This window comes from Pseudomonas sp. PvP089, assembly GCF_017875165.1.
Taxonomy (GTDB): Bacteria; Pseudomonadota; Gammaproteobacteria; order Pseudomonadales; family Pseudomonadaceae; genus Aquipseudomonas; species Aquipseudomonas fortuita.
Map to the genome: position 1 here is coordinate 691,975 of NZ_JAGGME010000001.1, position 15,375 is coordinate 707,349.

14 protein-coding genes and 2 pseudogenes are annotated in these 15,375 nt (G+C 53.5%); 14 read left to right on the forward strand and 2 right to left on the reverse strand.

All coding sequences use genetic code 11. The features are described 5' to 3' along the window. Positions 1-75 precede the first annotated feature (75 nt). The 8 genes and pseudogenes from J3A71_RS03130 to J3A71_RS03165 all read left to right on the forward strand — a co-directional run. Positions 76-1,569 carry a site-specific integrase gene (locus J3A71_RS03130; protein WP_028698519.1) on the forward strand — a complete coding sequence of 498 codons (1,494 nt, stop codon included), beginning with the start codon at positions 76-78 and terminating at the stop codon, positions 1,567-1,569. Next, entirely contained in the window at positions 1,559-3,451 is a 1,893-nt protein-coding gene (locus J3A71_RS03135; protein WP_028698520.1) for a hypothetical protein, read from the forward strand. Before J3A71_RS03130 ends, J3A71_RS03135 begins: the two co-directional genes overlap by 11 nt. Next, entirely contained in the window at positions 3,451-5,502 is a 2,052-nt protein-coding gene (locus tag J3A71_RS03140) for an integrase (protein WP_028698521.1), read from the forward strand. The genes J3A71_RS03135 and J3A71_RS03140 overlap by 1 nt, the downstream gene beginning before the upstream one ends. A gap of 1 nt (position 5,503) precedes the next feature. Then, positions 5,504-5,917 (forward strand): hypothetical protein, encoded by a 414-nt coding sequence (locus J3A71_RS03145; RefSeq protein WP_028698522.1) that lies wholly within the window; start codon positions 5,504-5,506, stop codon positions 5,915-5,917. 131 nt (positions 5,918-6,048) lie between these two features. Then, a pseudogene (hrpB, locus tag J3A71_RS03150) lies at positions 6,049-8,151 on the forward strand (ATP-dependent helicase HrpB); the annotation flags it as partial. 202 nt (positions 8,152-8,353) lie between these two features. Continuing rightward, positions 8,354-9,868 (forward strand): IS21-like element ISPpu7 family transposase, encoded by a 1,515-nt coding sequence (gene istA, locus J3A71_RS03155; protein WP_019437638.1) that lies wholly within the window; start codon positions 8,354-8,356, stop codon positions 9,866-9,868. Positions 9,869-9,885: 17 nt separating this feature from the next. Continuing rightward, complete coding sequence (gene istB / locus J3A71_RS03160; protein ID WP_019437637.1) at positions 9,886-10,641, forward strand: IS21-like element ISPpu7 family helper ATPase IstB; 756 nt, start codon at positions 9,886-9,888, stop codon at positions 10,639-10,641. Positions 10,642-10,756: 115 nt separating this feature from the next. Further along, positions 10,757-11,185 (forward strand): annotated as a pseudogene (locus tag J3A71_RS03165) (ATP-dependent helicase C-terminal domain-containing protein); the annotation flags it as partial. A gap of 79 nt (positions 11,186-11,264) precedes the next feature. Here J3A71_RS03165 and J3A71_RS03170 read toward each other — a convergent pair. Next, complete coding sequence (locus J3A71_RS03170) at positions 11,265-11,777, reverse strand: helix-turn-helix transcriptional regulator (RefSeq protein WP_080693987.1); 513 nt, start codon at positions 11,775-11,777, stop codon at positions 11,265-11,267. A gap of 197 nt (positions 11,778-11,974) precedes the next feature. Between J3A71_RS03170 and J3A71_RS03175 the strand changes: the two genes are divergently transcribed. From J3A71_RS03175 to J3A71_RS03190, 4 genes are all read left to right on the forward strand, one after another. After that, positions 11,975-12,355, forward strand: a complete 381-nt coding sequence (locus J3A71_RS03175; RefSeq protein ID WP_028698525.1) for a hypothetical protein — start codon at positions 11,975-11,977, stop codon at positions 12,353-12,355. Between the two features lie 3 nt (positions 12,356-12,358). Beyond that, the gene (locus J3A71_RS03180) at positions 12,359-12,754 is read left to right on the forward strand and encodes a hypothetical protein (RefSeq protein ID WP_028698526.1); all 396 of its coding nucleotides are present in this window, start codon (positions 12,359-12,361) and stop codon (positions 12,752-12,754) included. 79 nt (positions 12,755-12,833) lie between these two features. Next, a complete protein-coding gene (locus tag J3A71_RS03185; protein WP_028697835.1) occupies positions 12,834-13,562 on the forward strand; it encodes a metallophosphoesterase family protein in 729 nt (242 codons plus the stop codon). Between the two features lie 62 nt (positions 13,563-13,624). Next, on the forward strand, positions 13,625-14,020 hold the full coding sequence (locus J3A71_RS03190; RefSeq protein WP_042131944.1) for a hypothetical protein: 396 nt from the start codon (positions 13,625-13,627) through the stop codon (positions 14,018-14,020). 17 nt (positions 14,021-14,037) lie between these two features. On the opposite strand, the gene J3A71_RS03195 is transcribed toward J3A71_RS03190, so the two are convergent. Further along, a complete protein-coding gene (locus J3A71_RS03195) occupies positions 14,038-14,331 on the reverse strand; it encodes a hypothetical protein (RefSeq protein WP_042131946.1) in 294 nt (97 codons plus the stop codon). Positions 14,332-14,519: 188 nt separating this feature from the next. On the opposite strand from J3A71_RS03195, the gene J3A71_RS03200 reads away from it, so the two are divergent. Next, on the forward strand, positions 14,520-14,837 hold the full coding sequence (locus J3A71_RS03200) for a hypothetical protein (protein ID WP_028697834.1): 318 nt from the start codon (positions 14,520-14,522) through the stop codon (positions 14,835-14,837). 272 nt (positions 14,838-15,109) lie between these two features. Continuing rightward, complete coding sequence (locus J3A71_RS03205; protein ID WP_080693989.1) at positions 15,110-15,328, forward strand: sensor histidine kinase; 219 nt, start codon at positions 15,110-15,112, stop codon at positions 15,326-15,328. Positions 15,329-15,375: the final 47 nt, after the last annotated feature.

The following is a 15,375-nucleotide window of genomic DNA, read 5'->3' on the forward strand; positions in this document are numbered from 1 at the left end:
GACATTGACTGATATCTTGTTTTTCTTACGCATAACATTCAGGCTTGACACTCGAAGAATGGGTGGGGCGGTTTGGTGGCAGCGTTTGAAAATCCGGCACACAAAGGCCGCATTGTAATAATCCCCGAAGTCAGCGAAGTTTTTGCTGAACTGCACGTTAGTAATGAACCTTCTAATTCAATGCCAGTAACTATTAATGGCATTAGTGAAAGTATCATTGCTTATCAAGTAAATGAGGCGGCGCTTCCTGATGCGCTCACTAGGGCTGTATATAATCTGCCGTTTATCTTTCATAAAGATGGCACTCCGTGGATAGAGGCAAATTCTTTCCTGCTTAGTTTGATTCAGAACAAGCATGCACAGAATCGCCCAACAGATGATGCGAGAAGAAAGGCAAGTCGCCTTCTCGATTATTTGATGTTTTGTGAAAGCCATGGTATCGACTGGCTGGACTTTTCTGGGCGACGCCTTCCGCAGCGACCAACATACAAATACCACAGATATCTGCTCGATAATCCAAATCGCGGTGCGGCGGTTGCCAATCAATATACGGGTGTGGTTTATCAGTTCTACAAGTATGTGTCTAGATTTTGGCATGATCTAGATATAGAACGTGTTGATACAGTTAAGCAAATAAGTATCTATATTGAAGGGGCTCACGGGTTCCAAAAGAAGGTAACTGTAGAAAAACGTAGCCAAACCAGAGCATTAGCGCCGAAAGCCCCTACGCCAGCTGGATTTGTTAATGATGAAGGTGAGCTTCTACGGCCTTTAACGAATGTTGAGCTAGCGCATGTTGTGAAAGTAATTGAAGGCGACGCTTGGACAGCTCAAGAGCGACTGATCGTCTTGTTCGCGCTTATGACAGGCGCGCGCAAACAAACCGTGCTGACGCTGAGAGTGAGGCATGTTGAAGCGCTAGCGAATGGGTTGCTACAGCCAGATGGCTCCTATCTTTTGAAGGCTGGCCCTGGTACTGGGATCGACACTAAATTTAGTAAGGCTCAAAACCTATATGTCCCTCAGCAATTGGCTCAGGACTTGCTGACGTATTTGCGAAGCCCCTTTGCTATAAAAAGGCGTGAAAAATTCCAATCTGAGTTTACCCTAAACCATCCAGGGCTTGAAAAAATTGATGATAAGGATATGTATGTTTTCTTGTCTGAGCAGTGTAATTGTTATTACATGGCGTCGACGGATCCGAGGTACATGTACGCGAAGTCACGACCAGTAGGTGCTGTTGCGAACACATTGAAGAAAAAACTTTTAAGAAAAGCGAATAAAGAGCTTTCCACGGAATTTACATACCATTGGCTTCGTGCGACGTATGCATATCAGATTTATCAACGACTAGTTCCCCGGATAGCTGACGGTACACTTCAGCCCGGAGAAGAAATCACAATTATTCAAGCTCGGCTTCATCATGAAAGGCGTGAGACGACGGAGAACTATCTTAAATTGTTCTTGATGACGTCCGAGAAGATCAGTGCTCAAGAAAGCTACGAGAATGTGCTTTTCAAAATGTCTGGTTACAGTGACTTGATTTTGGATAATGTTGATGTCGGCTAATCGTGTGCCTCGTAAAATCCACGCTATTGATTTGTCCTATGTTGGTCAAGAACATGAGATTCTCCATCCTGAGAGTTTAGCTCTTTCACTGTCAAATCGAGTTTCGGCCTTAGATATCGGCGTGTTCGTATATTCTGTGCGTGAAAAAATACGGGGAGCTGGATATTGGGTGGATGAGAGCTCGCTGATTCCTAGTCGACGGAAGATGGTCATCGCCTGGCTTGACAAAATGTGGTCGTCAGGCACTAAAGGGAATAGCATTGAGACTGACGTAAAGAATTTTGAGTACGCAATAAATTGGTGCGATGGGTATGGTTACCGTGATGTAATGTGTACGCCTGAAGGCGCTCAGCGTGCATATATGGCGTTCACCAGCTATCTGTATCAGGAAATCGCCAGTGGCCAAGCGAAGCCACTAAGTTGCCAAGCCCGTCAAACTATTCTTCGTAGAGTTCTGGCGTTGCAATTTCCGGAAGACTATGGGTACATAATCGCAAGTGCTCCACCAATAAAAAATCGTCGTGAAGGTCTGGAACCGCCTGATGAAGACGACGTAAAGCTATACATAGACATCACACTAAATATTGCGCTATCTGTATCAAGGTTCTTGGTGGGTTTTCAAGCCTTCCCTCTAAGATTCGATACCAACGAATATCATACGTATTTTTTTCCAGGTACCGGTAAATTCATTACTCCATTGACAGAGGGTGAACATGGTTATTCTGCGTACGATTACCGAGAGGGCCGCCTCCTTACTATCGAAGAGCTAAGTATAGCTAAACCTGAGGCTAGACTAGCTGACCTGCGCGAAACTCTTAAGCGAGCTCAGCGTGTGATTGATGATGCAAATGCGGATTCCCATCATCAATTTAGGGTAAGGCTGGCAGGCCTCGCCATGAAGGCTTACGCGTGTCTTATAAACTTAGTGGTCGGAGCCAACTCCGGTGAGGTTATACAGTTTCTTTACGAAGACGCCCTTGAAGTTGTCCGTTCTCCTTTGAAAAAAGAGCTGTCAGCAGTGAAATTGAGAGCGAAGGGGTTAGTAGTTAACTACTCTATAGGCAGAGGGCCTGGCATGAAGCTTCTGCGCGAATATCTTGAGTTTCGTAGCTGGATCCTGAACGGCCGCTCATCAGAACTGCTTTTCTTTCATGTAGTTGATGGTCGAGGGCTGCCGTCCACTGATTTCCCTAGTCTCGAAAATAATTTCTCCACGAAATTTTATAACAAATTGCAAGGGGTTTTTGTTAGTAATAGTTCGAAGAATATTCCACCTAGGCTTGTCCGCAAGTTTAAGAGTTTGACTCTGCACCATCTGCGTCATTCGCCAATGCTGGTGAGTGCAGTGCTTAACCATACTGAGCGCACGAATGCGCAGTTTTACAGTGGAGTAACTGATAAACAGCAGAAGGAAGAGTTTGGAGGGTTCTGGGCCTCAATGCTGGAAGCAGCCAAGCGCTTTAGTTCTGAAAGCCAAGTGGGAGGGATACCTATTGCTGCAGGCCACTGTGACGGTTTGAATGATCCAGTGGCAGAAATTCCCGTGGTTACTATTGAACCTGATTGCAATAGCCAGTATGGATGTTTGTACTGTATACATTACTTGGTGCACTCTGATGAGGCTGATATCCATAAGCTGATGAGCTTCAAATATGTAGTCGAAGCCATTAGGGAAAATGCTCCGAATTTTGAATTCTCCGAAGAAGTTTTAAAAGGCGTAATCGTCCGTATTAGTTTTATTTTGGAGGGGATTTCAAAAAGATCCAAGAGTGCGTCTGATTTGATAGGGGTTATGAATAAGAAGGTTTTTGAACTGGGTATCCTCACTCCTTTCTGGGAGCGCCGCTTACAACGCTATGAGAAAATGGGGATCTACATCTGATGAAAAACTTTTTTGATGAATTGAATCAGGGGTTACAGGTTGCAGAAGTTATTCAGCAATCGCATGGCAAAAGCTGGAGGCCTTCGGCGGACTTTGTTCTTTGTAGGGATCTTGAGGGAAACCCGACAGCTGTCTTTGGTAAGCCTTATTGGGACTTCAATCCAATGCGGCTTAGAGCTAACAAAATCTGGGCCATTCGCTTTGATGGCGTGTTTGGCACAAGTGGCACAGCTCAAAACTCACTGACCGAGGAGATCAAGTGGATTCTTTTTTGTTTGCTTTTTTTTGTCAGCACTGGCCATATTGGTCGGATGAGCGTAAGTATGCTGTCACAGTATTTTCTAACACTGCGTACCGCTGCGCGATTTTGCTATGAGAAGGGTGCTGGTGAACTGGCGGGAGTGATTTCCCTACAAGAGCTTCTTACCACGCCTGCCTACTTGACGGCATACGCTCGCTGGATGAAGGTTAATGAGGTTGGAAGCACGCAGCGCAAGCTGATGCGAGCCCTTCTCGGCCATCTGGTGAGCGTGGGCGAGGATCGGCTTGGCTATAAGTTACAGGGGGTATTTGATATCGATTTCGATATTGATGAAGACGCTAAACAGCACCCTGTGATTCCGACCAAAATCTATCTTGCTGTAATCAATGCACTTGGTCTGTCTCTTGATGTTCTTTATGATCATCGCGAGCCGCTTGAGCAGTACTTGGGCGAGTTCGATAATCCTCGTTACGGGTATACTCATTATCACCAAAAAAAGGTCAATGGAAACAAAGCCCCTAAATCTTATGAGCCAGTCTTCGAAGAAACTTTGAAGATTCATAAGATAGAGTCTCTGTTCAGTGGTGATTTCTCATGCTCAGGAAGAGGCGTTTTGTCATCAACTGTTTTGAAGATGCAGTGGGTAGCTAAGACGGTTATTCATTTGTATACAGGCATGAGAGACCAGGAGGTGTTGCGATTGCCTTACGATTGTATCGATCAAGACGAAGTGGTGTCAGCTACGCTCGATGAGGGTGGCTTGGCACGGGATAAGCCCATCATAGTCAAGGTTTTGTCTACCACTACTAAGTTTACCGGGTATCGTAAAACAGTATCTTGGTTAGCCACTGATGAAGCTGTTCGCGCGGTAGAGGTGGCCCGTGCCATATGTCGTGGTATTTCCAAGTTGTACGGTGTTGACCCTAAAGCAATGCCGCTATTCTTAAATCCGGCCATCATTAATCGTGCTCAAACTGAAATCGGCGTACCGTTTTGGAATGATGTTTCGAAGCCGGACTTCCTGCTGGAAGGGTTTATTATAACTCCATCTGATTTAGAAGAGTTGCAGCTCACCGACCCCAGTCGTGATTTTTCAAATGAGAAATTTTTCCAGGTAGGGAGCCCATGGAATTTCACTAGCCATCAGTTTCGTAGGTCACTGGCATTCTATGGCAGCAGCAGTGGTTTCATATCCATGCCTAGCCTTAGGAAGCAGTTCAAGCATTTGTGCACTCAGATGACACGTTACTATGCCAATAACTTTGAGCTTCTCAAAACGATATTTGGATACTATGACGAGAAGAAGGGTGAGTACGTACTTCCTAAGACTCACGTTCTCTTTGAGGTGCAGACCGGTGTGCCAATGAACATCGCATATGATCTTTTGGCACATGCATTTGGAGATGACGCTCCTCTGTTTGGTGGAGTTGGTAGCTATATTTCAAATCAACGTGGCAAATTAGAAAGCGGTGATGTGCATATAGTTGACATGCGAAAGGAAACGGAGAGGCAGGCTGCCGATGGCAAGATCTCATACCGTCCGACCTTGCTAGGTGCATGCACACGAACTGGCAAATGTGAGCACTTCCTACTCGGTGCGGCTGTGAGCTGTCTAAGTTGCGCTGATGGCATTATCGAGAAGGAAAAACTCGACGAAGCTATCGAGGATAACGAGCGTGATCTCGAATTGTATGAGCCCGGAAGTGGTGAGTATCAAGTTGTACAGTATGAGCTGAGCAATATGAGAAAATTCAGGGAGCGTCTCATTCCAGCAGTGGAGGTAGCCTGAGATGGCGAGTGATGGTGTAAAAGCCTGCGTAGAGGCATTTGAGCGTCTTAAGGCTGGGAAGCCTCACGTTGCTGCTCACGTTGGACTTGATGGCACGAAGATCACTGCTGGGATCGTCAGCTTTGAGGCCGGTTTCGACAGAGGCTACCTCAAGAGAAAGAGACCCAGTCACCAGGCATTGATTGCTCAGATTGAGGCGTTCCGCACTAGCTTCGGTAACTTGGCTGCCTCAAAAACTCTTCAGATAAAGCGCGCTAACGATAAGGTCGTCAAGGCTCGTAGTGAGCTGGATGTAGTGCGGGAGCAGTTGTATCAAGTGATGACGCACAACATCCAGCTTGTAGAGCGGGTGAGGCTTTTGGAGGATCAGTTGAAGCGTCTATCCAACGTCAAGACCATGCCGAAGCGAGAGTAGCGCCGGCTAGGCGAGGCGCCCCTAGCAAGGTCGCCTTAGCTTTTCCAAGGTCGCCCTTTTTCACCGACTTCACCTGCCCTCTGTCTCCTATCGAACGCTTGTATACTGCCGAGCATTAAGCAGGAGTACACATGAGTTCGTTGCCAATTGACGCTGCGTTGCCAGCTCTTCTCAAAGCCCTTCGCGAACGCAATGAGGTGGTGCTGCAGGCGCCACCTGGTGCAGGTAAAACGACGAAAGTCCCGCTCGCTTTGCTCGAGGAGTCCTGGCTGCAGGGCCAAACGATCATCATGCTCGAACCACGTCGTCTTGCCGCACGCGCCGCTGCGGAGCGAATGGCCAGCGAGCTTGGTGAGAAGGTTGGCGAAACGGTGGGCTATCGGATTCGCCTCGATAGCAAGGTCGGGCCGAAAACCCGTATCGAGGTGGTGACTGAGGGGATTCTTACGCGCCGCCTGCAGAGCGATCCTGCCCTCGAAGGTGTCGGCCTGGTGATCTTCGACGAATTCCACCTTCGAAACTTGGATGCCGATCTCGGTTTGGCGCTGACGCTCAATGGGCGCGAGCTTTTCCGGGACGATGCTCCATTGAAGGTGCTGCTGATGTCGGCAACGCTCGAAGGTGAAAGGTTGTCGCGCCTGCTGAATGACGCTCCGATCGTGACGAGCGAGGGTCGAATGTTCCCGGTCACCACCATCTGGAGCAAGCCGCAGCAACCGGGTGAGTACATCGAGCCCCGGGTCATCAGCGCATGCCTGGACGCCCTCACCGATCAGGCCGGCAGCCTTCTGGTTTTCCTTCCCGGCCAGGCCGAAATTCGCCGCGTGTTGTCAGGGCTTGAGGAAGGGCTCAATGCCTCACCGTCGCTGCAGAAAAACACGCTGCTTTGCCCGCTGCACGGCGAGCTCGATCTTAATCATCAGCGAGCTGCAATCGATCCCGCCCCTCCAGGCATGCGCAAGGTTGTGCTGGCCACGAATATCGCAGAGACCAGTGTGACCATCGACGGTGTGCGTGTGGTCATCGACGCTGGCCTTGAGCGTGTTCCGCGTTTTGATCCTCGCAGTGGCATGACCCGGCTGGATACTCAGCGGATATCCAAGGCCAGTGCCACCCAACGGGCAGGGCGTGCCGGTCGACTGGAACCGGGTGTCTGCTATCGACTCTGGTCTGAAACCCAGCACGACCAAATGGCGGGTTTCAGTTCGCCCGAAATTCAACAAGCGGATCTCACAGGTTTAGCCCTGCAGCTTGCTAAATGGGGCGTTCATCCAAGTGACCTGAAGTGGCTTGATGCCCCACCTGCAGCTGCTTACTCGCAAGCGAACGATTTGCTTCGACGGCTCTGCGCCTTGCAACCAGATGGGCAACTTACTAAGCACGGCCAAGCGATGGCCGAGCTGCCGAGTCATCCACGGATTGCTCATCTCCTGCTGCGAGGTCACGAGCTGGGACTGACTGAGACAGCGTGCAACATCGCAGCATTGCTCGGTGAGCGCGATATTCAGCGTGGTGGCGGAGCAGACCTTCATAGTCGTTTGGCCATCCTATCTGGTGAGCAACGTGCGCAAAGAGGTGAGCAAGGTGGTGCTCAACGTGCGAAGCAACTCGCCAGGCAGTATCGGTCATTCTTGCGTGGCTCAGGATCGCAATCAGTCGCTGATTCAGACCACCCGAGGTGGGTGGGCTGCCTTCTTGCGTTGGCGTATCCCGACAGGGTCGCTCAACAGCGTCGTGCGGGTGGAGCTGAATATCGATTGGCAAATGGTCGTGCAGCGATGTTCACCGAGACCGATGCACTGATGAAGCATTCTTGGCTGGTGATTGCCGACTTGGGTAGCCGGCAAGGCCAGCGTGAGGAACGTATATACCTCGCTGCCGACCTAGACGAAGCGTTGTTCGACACTGTCTTGAAAGACCAGGTCAGCCAAGTAGATGAACTTGAATGGGATGAGCGGGAGGGGGGACTCCGCGCTGAGCGACAAGTGAAAGTAGGGGAGTTGGTTCTGTCCCGCGCGCCGCTAACGAACCTAGGTGATGAAGCGCGAGTTCAAGCGTTGCTCAACTACGTGCGTCGAAAAGGGCTGGAGCTTCTGCCGTGGACACCTGAGCTCCGTCAGTGGCAGGCGAGGGTCGAATTGCTGCGCGTGCTTGATGAGGAAGCTGGTAGTAAGAGTGCGTGGCCTGATTTACGTGATAAAACATTGCTGCAGTCGCTGGAGGAGTGGTTGGGTGCGGATTCCACGCTGACTCGGACACCCATTCCACGCGCATCCGGACAGTGATTCCACGCTGATCCGGACACTCATTCCACGAGCATCCGGACACCGACTCCACGGTCATCCGGACACTTTTCTGGCAGGCAGCCACGCAGGATTTATTCACTACCATCGATCTCTTTTTCGAAGCAGAGAGGTCGTTGTGGAGCGTTTATCCATGCGTAAAATCCGAGAGGTGTTACGCCTCAAGTTCGACTGCGGCCTGTCCGTGCGCAAGATCGCCCGCAGCCTGGGCATTGGCCACAGCAGTGCCGGTGATTACCTCTGCCGTTTTGCCGCCAGCGGCCTCACCTGGCCCTGTTCGTTGTCCGATGCCGAGTTGGAGCAGCAACTGTTCCCGCCGGCCCCGGCGGTTGCCAGTGAGAAGCGGCCTTTACCCGATTGGGCATGGGTGCATGCCGAACTGCGCCGCCCCGGGGTGACCCTGGCGCTGCTCTGGCAGGAGTACCGCCTGAGCCAGCCTCAGGGCTTTCAGTACAGCTGGTTCTGTGAGCACTACCGAGCCTGGCAGGGCAAGTTGGACGTGGTGATGCGTCAGGAGCACCGCGTCGGCGAGAAGCTGTTCGTCGACTATGCCGGCCAGACGGTGCCGGTTATCGATCGCCACAGCGGCGAGATCCGCCAGGCGCAGGTGTTCGTCGCGGTGCTCGGCGCGTCCAGCTACACCTTCGCCGAAGCCACCTGGTCGCAGCAGCTGCCGGACTGGCTAGGCTCCCATGCCCGCTGCTTCGCCTTCCTCGGCGGCGTGCCGGAGATCGTGGTGCCGGACAACCTGCGCAGCGCGGTGAGCAAGAGTCACCGCTACGAGCCGGACATCAACCCGAGCTACCGCGATCTGGCCGAGCACTATGGCGTGGCGGTGGTGCCGGCGCGGGCACGCAAACCGCGCGACAAGGCCAAGGCCGAAGTCGGCGTGCAGGTGGTCGAGCGTTGGATCCTCGCCGCACTGAGGAATCGGCAGTTCTTCTCCCTGGATGAACTCAACACGGCCATCGCCGGGCTGCTGGAGCGGCTCAACCAACGCCCGTTCAAGAAGCTGCCGGGCTCCCGGCAGTCGGCCTTCGACAGCCTGGATCGTCCGGCGCTGCGCCCCCTGCCGGAGCAACCCTACGTCTACGCCGAGTGGAAGAAGGCGCGGGTGCACATCGACTACCACGTCGAGGTCGATGGGCATTACTACTCGGTGCCGTATCAACTGGTGAAGAAGCAGCTGGAGGTGCGCCTGACGGCGCGCACCGTCGAGTTTTTCCACGCCAACCAGCGAGTGGCCAGCCACCTGCGCTCAATGCACAAGGGCAGGCACAGCACGCAGGCCGAGCACATGCCCAAGAGCCATCGCGAGCATGCCGAGTGGACGCCGCAACGGCTGATCCGCTGGGCCGAGCAGACCGGGCCGAACACCGCCGGCGTGATCCGGCACATCCTCGAACGGCGCATCCATCCGCAGCAGGGCTACCGGGCCTGCCTGGGCATCCTGCGCCTGGGTAAAACCCACGGTGAGGCGCGTCTGGAGTTGGCCTGCCGTCGCGCCATCAGCCTCGGCACGTGCAGCTACAAGAGCCTCGAATCGATCCTGCGCCAGGGGCTGGAAAACCTGCCGCTAGCTCAAACCAACCTGCCGCTACTACCGGACGACCACGCCAACCTGCGCGGATCCGCCTACTACCACTGACCCCAAGGAATCCCACCATGCTGCCCCATCCGACCCTGGACAAGCTGCAAACCCTGCGCCTGCACGGCATGCTCAAGGCGCTGAATGAACAACTGAAAACCCCGGACATCGACAGCCTGAGCTTCGAAGAACGCCTCGGCCTGCTGGTCGACCGCGAGCTGACCGAACGCGATGACAAGCGCCTGAGCAGCCGCCTGCGCCAGGCCCGGCTCAAGCACAACGCCTGCCTCGAAGACATCGACTACCGCAGCCCGCGCGGACTGGATAAGGCGCTGATCCTGCAACTGAGCAGTGGTCAGTGGCTGCGCGACGGCCTCAACCTGATCATCGGCGGCCCCACCGGTGTCGGTAAAACCTGGCTGGCCTGCGCCCTGGCCCACCAGGCCTGCCGGGAGGGCTACAGCGTGCGCTACCTGCGCCTGCCACGTTTGCTGGAAGAACTGGGTCTGGCCCATGGCGACGGCCGCTTCGCCAAGCTGATGAGCAGCTACGCCAAGACCGACCTGCTGATCCTCGACGACTGGGGCCTGGCCCCGTTCACCGGCGAGCAACGGCGCGACATGCTGGAGCTACTGGACGACCGTTACGGCCAGCGCTCGACCATCGTCACCAGCCAGATGCCGGTGGACAACTGGCACGAACTGATCGGCGATCCGACCCTGGCCGATGCCATCCTCGACCGCCTGGTGCACAACGCTTATCGGATCAATCTGAAGGGTGAATCAATGCGCAAACGGACGCAGAAATTGACGACGCCAGCCAACCCGGACTAACAATGCCACCCCTGCGTCGCTGCGCTCCGACTGCCTGTCCGAATGAGCGTGGAACAGGTGTCCGGATCAGCGTGGGCTGAGTGTCCGAATGGCGTGGAATCCGCAGTTGGGGCCATACGTGGGAAAGGTGACCCGGCTCAGTCATTTTGGCCAGCTCGATCTGTCCAGCATCATTCGCAACTTGTTGCCCTGGCCTCTGCCGCAACAGTTAGACACACAGGCGCCTCAGACGATTGCAGTACCCTCGGGATCGAACATCCGTGTGGACTATGGTGAGCGTCCCCCTGTACTTGCCGTGAGGCTACAGGAACTCTTCGGGCAAGCGGATACGCCGCGCATTGCTAATGGTCGCCAAGTGCTCAAGCTGCACTTGCTATCGCCTGCTCGCCGACCGGTTCAGGTTACTCAAGACTTGGCGAACTTCTGGGCTTCCACTTACGTTGAGGTGAAGAAGGATTTGAAGGGTAGGTACCCCAAGCATTTCTGGCCTGACGATCCCCTTGTCGCACAAGCAACTGCAAGAGCTAAGCCTAGGGGGACATGATCTAGATGTGAGGCATGACCACGTCTCAATGTCGCATACGTGAAGTGGCGGTCGACCTATAGCGTTCCGCCATCTTACGTCACTGATCTGCAACTGGCATGTGCCAGAACTTGTGGACTGTGGAATATGGCATTTCCAGCTTCACTGAGGTCTCTTTTTGAGTGAGGCCCTCTGCCTTGCAGTCGAGGATTGCTTGAATTCTGTCTGGTGGGATTGGCGGCTTACCTGATTTCGCTGCGATCAATGCTTTACCCGAGAATTGCGCAGGCAGGCTTTCCATCACACGCATCTCACCCAGCTTGCCCAGCTCCGCCCAGAGGTGGGTCATAAACTCTTCGAGTGATTCCTGGCGTTCGTAGGAGGCGGCAGCGGCGAGGAGTGCCACCGAATCGACGTCCAAGCGCTTACTGATGTCTTCGAGCATCTCGAGGCTGACATTGGATTTCGCGTGCTCGATCTTGTGCAAATGACTAGGCTCCACCGTGGAGGCGAGCTGTTCTTGGGATAGGCCACGAGCGGCACGCGTGGTGCGAAGGACTGCTGCCAGAGTGTATCGCGTTGGCATGGGAGAGCTTCCCGCAAAGGGAAGCATAAGGCCACACTGAAAACTCTACATCCACGTACTATAGGCAGTGAATGTGGAATGGTGGTATGGTGGTCTCACTAGCTCCCACAGATGACTTGCGTTCTGCATGGACATTTACTGCTGGGCGCAAAGTTGTCAATTTATATGAATCGTTTCTGGGCGAAGTGCTAGCTAGTTGCCCCGATTGATAGGTGGAGTGTGTTGTGCTGGTCACCCAAAGAACCAAACTCCGAGGGCAGTTTTTAGCTCTGGACAGCCTGAATCTGTTTTGGGATTCAGCAAGTCTCAATCCCGATTGCTATTACTTTGTCGTTGAAGGAAGTGGCTTCGTGAATGGATGCCTAGGCCCGTCTGTGCGTTTGGTGTCGAGCGTTGAGGTGGTTGACTCCCTGTGCAAAGGGGATGCGGTGGATTTCCTGAGTGTCAATCGAGTTCATTTGCTTGCTCCACCGGCGATGACCAATCAATCCGAGTTTTCGATGAAGCTGCTTTCCGAGATTCGGATCAAGGATGGTACCCAGCCGACCCCGGTTTACGAATTTGTCACGTCTGAAGGACACGTCTACTCGAGCGCGAGAGGTTGATTCATGGCGGTCACGTTGGATGAGGTTACAGAGTTTCTTTACGGCGGCGGCGAGGTTGTCCATGGTTGGGCTGACGATAGAGGAGAGCTGGTTCAAGCAGCAGAGCAGCGCTTTCCAGGAAAAGCGTTTTGCTTGGTGAAGCGTTGGATCATCGTTGAGATTCCCGCGAATGAGGTTGAGCCGTTGCCGGACGGGATCGCGCCGATGATTGTGCTCGCTCATGAGGTCATATACGACAGCCGTGGACGGTTCGTACCTGGTTGCTGGGTGAGATCTACGTACGCGATCTCGCATGAGCATCCTTGGATTTTTGAGACTCGCAACACCGTCTATCTGCTTATCGGCGACGGATACAAGAAGCAAGCCTCGCTCGAGATGGTTCTGTCATTTCGTCCGTGATGACCCAGTTCTTGAAGCCCGGGCGTCCGTCGGACGGGCCCGGGATTAGCGACCCAGCCCTTGTATCATGGAGCGAGGTATGAAGATTGCGGTTTACTCCGACCTACACAACGAGTTCTCCGAGTTCGTGCCACCTATGCTGGACGTCGAGCTGGTCGTGCTCGCGGGTGACATCTCTGTGCGCGGTCAAGGGGTCGAGTGGGCAAACGCGGCGTTCGACTGTCCAGTGATCTACGTCCCTGGGAATCACGAGTTCTACCGGGGGCACTTAGACCGAACGCTGACGAAGATGCAACAGGCGGCAGCTGGGCATGTTCATGTTCTGGATAACCATACACTGATCGTTGGTGATGTGAGATTTTTAGCGGCGACGGGGTGGACAGATTTTACGTCCACAGGGGATTACCGCGTAGCGATGTCGTTGTGCTGGGAGTGGATGAGCGACTTCACGCAGATCCGAATCGGCGAGGGCTTTAGGAAGCTTCGCCCTGTCGATCTCATCGCTCGCAACATTTGTGCGCGGGACTTTCTGGCTACGGAGTTGGCTAAGGACTTCGGTGGCAAGACGGTCGTCGTCACGCATCATTGCCCGATTGAAGCGGTCGCTGGTGATGCTCATGAGGGCCACCTCGGTGCTGCGTACTTCAACCAGTGGGGTGACCTAGTTTCGCAGGCTGATGCCTGGATCTTCGGCCATACCCATTACGCGGTCGACACGATCGTTTCGGGATGTCGGCTCATATCGAACCCCAGAGGGTATCCAGGTGAAAAGACCGGCTTTGTACCGGACTTCATCATTGAAATCTAAGCACCTCTAGGAGCGAAACCTCTCAGAGGGGTATTGAATTGGACGCAGGAGCGCATGAACACATGACAGATGAGATCGTCAGGTACCCAGGTGAAGAACCATCGATTTTTCAGCTCACGCGCATCATACAAGCGATGGGTCAGCAGTATTCTGTGCCGATCACTGCCTATCTGAGCGACGTCGAAATTTTGAACGATTGCGCAGTGGGGGTCGTGGTTGGTCAGATCGTTCCAGGGCTTATTGAGAAGCGCACAGGGGCATATTTGCTTACGACCACGCCGATCTTCTCGTTGAAAAGGGTAGGGCGCTTCTGGGTGGTTGATACAAAGGCAGGAAATTTTGTTCTGACTTCATTCAAGCGCGGAGCGGGCCGGAAGAGTCTTCGAGCATTCATTACAAGCGCAGACCAACCTGACGCTTCGCCAACGAGCGAGCCAGGCGCCTTTGCGGGCGCCTGAAAGGTCGATTATGCGGATCAGGTGAGCGTCGCGAGGAGTGTACGCAAAAAATCCTGACGGCGATGAATCGAGCTAAGAATCACGTAGTCGCGTTCGCCATCTGGTGGTAGATGACCACTTTCCATTAGGCCGATGATGTAACCCTCCGCCTTCCCTCGGGCCTCACGCAGGTCTTGCTCTGTCGTGGATTTGTGAATGTCATCCACCAGGCGTTTCCAACGCTCGGCTTGGCGTTTGCCGGCAGGGTCGCTGGAGAAAGTAGGAGCGTGAAGCAGTGAATCGTAGTAGCCGGTAGCAGGTTGCGTGCTCAAGCGGGAAGCTCCACAGATTAAATCTGGAGCGATTTTATCATGCGTACACTCAATCGCCTGTTACTGCTCCGCCAGGGCCTGGCGACCCGTGCCTGGCTTAAAGCTGTGGAGCATTAGGTTGGGGAGTCTGGATGGGTTGAGATCGGGAAGGTGCGACTCATGATGGCAGATGGTGACGGAGGCTCAGAATGAAGGTCACACAAGCAGGTGAGTCCGATGTAGTTGTCGACGTGGTATGCGATGTCTGCGGTATGTCTACGCGAGATGGCGAAGGTGAGCCCCAGTACGGAACGATGCATGCGGCATGGGGCAAAGGCTCAGCGCATTGCGGCCAAGAGTACGAGCTTCACCTCTGCGAAGGCTGCTTTTTCTCTCAAATAGCTGAGATGAAGAGGGCGCGGTGGCTCGCTGTGATGTTTGATCAGGAAGGCGACGCGATTTTAGGTGATGACACCTACGGTCGGATCAGAACACCTATCTCAGATGGTGGTTGCGAAGATACATGACCGTTTGCTCGATCTCGTTTTAGGGCAAATTATGGAATACCAATAATTATTGCCCTAGAATAATTTTCCGTAATTCTGAACCCGTTGTCATGCTTGCGCTCCGCCTTTTGGCTCCACACGGCTGCGTACTGCACTGCTCCAGCAGTGGTTTTACGGAAAATGCGCGGTGAGCCTCACATCTCAAGGGGATGCGGAGCTCCTCTAAAAATGCAGTCAATGGAGTCTTAGCTTGAGCACTCTGCGCACTCTGCTTGCTAAGCCGCTTCGCGAAAATGCGACCCTCATACCTAGCGCGGTTTATCGTTGGGGATGACTGGCGTGGCCAGACCCTCTATTCGCGTTTGACTTCGGAGCACCATGCAGCGTCAGGGGGATTGGGCCTTGGCCTGTTCATCGTCGGTGAAATTGTTGCCCGACATGGTGGTGCCATCGATGTCGAATCCAGTGTGCAGTATGGCAGTGTGTTCCGATTCTCGCTTCCAACCTCATAGTCCACGCGATCCCTGCTCCGGTGGGAGCGACAGCATTTAGCGCCACC

Excerpts from the sequence above, each read along its gene's own strand:
- J3A71_RS03145 (WP_028698522.1), top strand. The coding sequence starts at position 5,504 with ATGGCGAGTGATGGTGTAAAAGCCTGCGTAGAGGCATTTGAGCGTCTT.
- J3A71_RS03180 (WP_028698526.1), top strand. The coding sequence starts at position 12,359 with ATGGCGGTCACGTTGGATGAGGTTACAGAGTTTCTTTACGGCGGCGGC.
- J3A71_RS03140 (WP_028698521.1), top strand. The coding sequence starts at position 3,451 with ATGAAAAACTTTTTTGATGAATTGAATCAGGGGTTACAGGTTGCAGAA.
- J3A71_RS03205 (WP_080693989.1), top strand. The coding sequence starts at position 15,110 with ATGCGACCCTCATACCTAGCGCGGTTTATCGTTGGGGATGACTGGCGT.
- J3A71_RS03190 (WP_042131944.1), top strand. The coding sequence starts at position 13,625 with ATGACAGATGAGATCGTCAGGTACCCAGGTGAAGAACCATCGATTTTT.
- J3A71_RS03200 (WP_028697834.1), top strand. The coding sequence starts at position 14,520 with ATGAAGGTCACACAAGCAGGTGAGTCCGATGTAGTTGTCGACGTGGTA.
- J3A71_RS03170 (WP_080693987.1), bottom strand. The coding sequence starts at position 11,777 with ATGCTTCCCTTTGCGGGAAGCTCTCCCATGCCAACGCGATACACTCTG.
- istA (WP_019437638.1), top strand. The coding sequence starts at position 8,354 with ATGCGTAAAATCCGAGAGGTGTTACGCCTCAAGTTCGACTGCGGCCTG.
- istB (WP_019437637.1), top strand. The coding sequence starts at position 9,886 with ATGCTGCCCCATCCGACCCTGGACAAGCTGCAAACCCTGCGCCTGCAC.
- J3A71_RS03185 (WP_028697835.1), top strand. The coding sequence starts at position 12,834 with ATGAAGATTGCGGTTTACTCCGACCTACACAACGAGTTCTCCGAGTTC.
- J3A71_RS03135 (WP_028698520.1), top strand. The coding sequence starts at position 1,559 with ATGTCGGCTAATCGTGTGCCTCGTAAAATCCACGCTATTGATTTGTCC.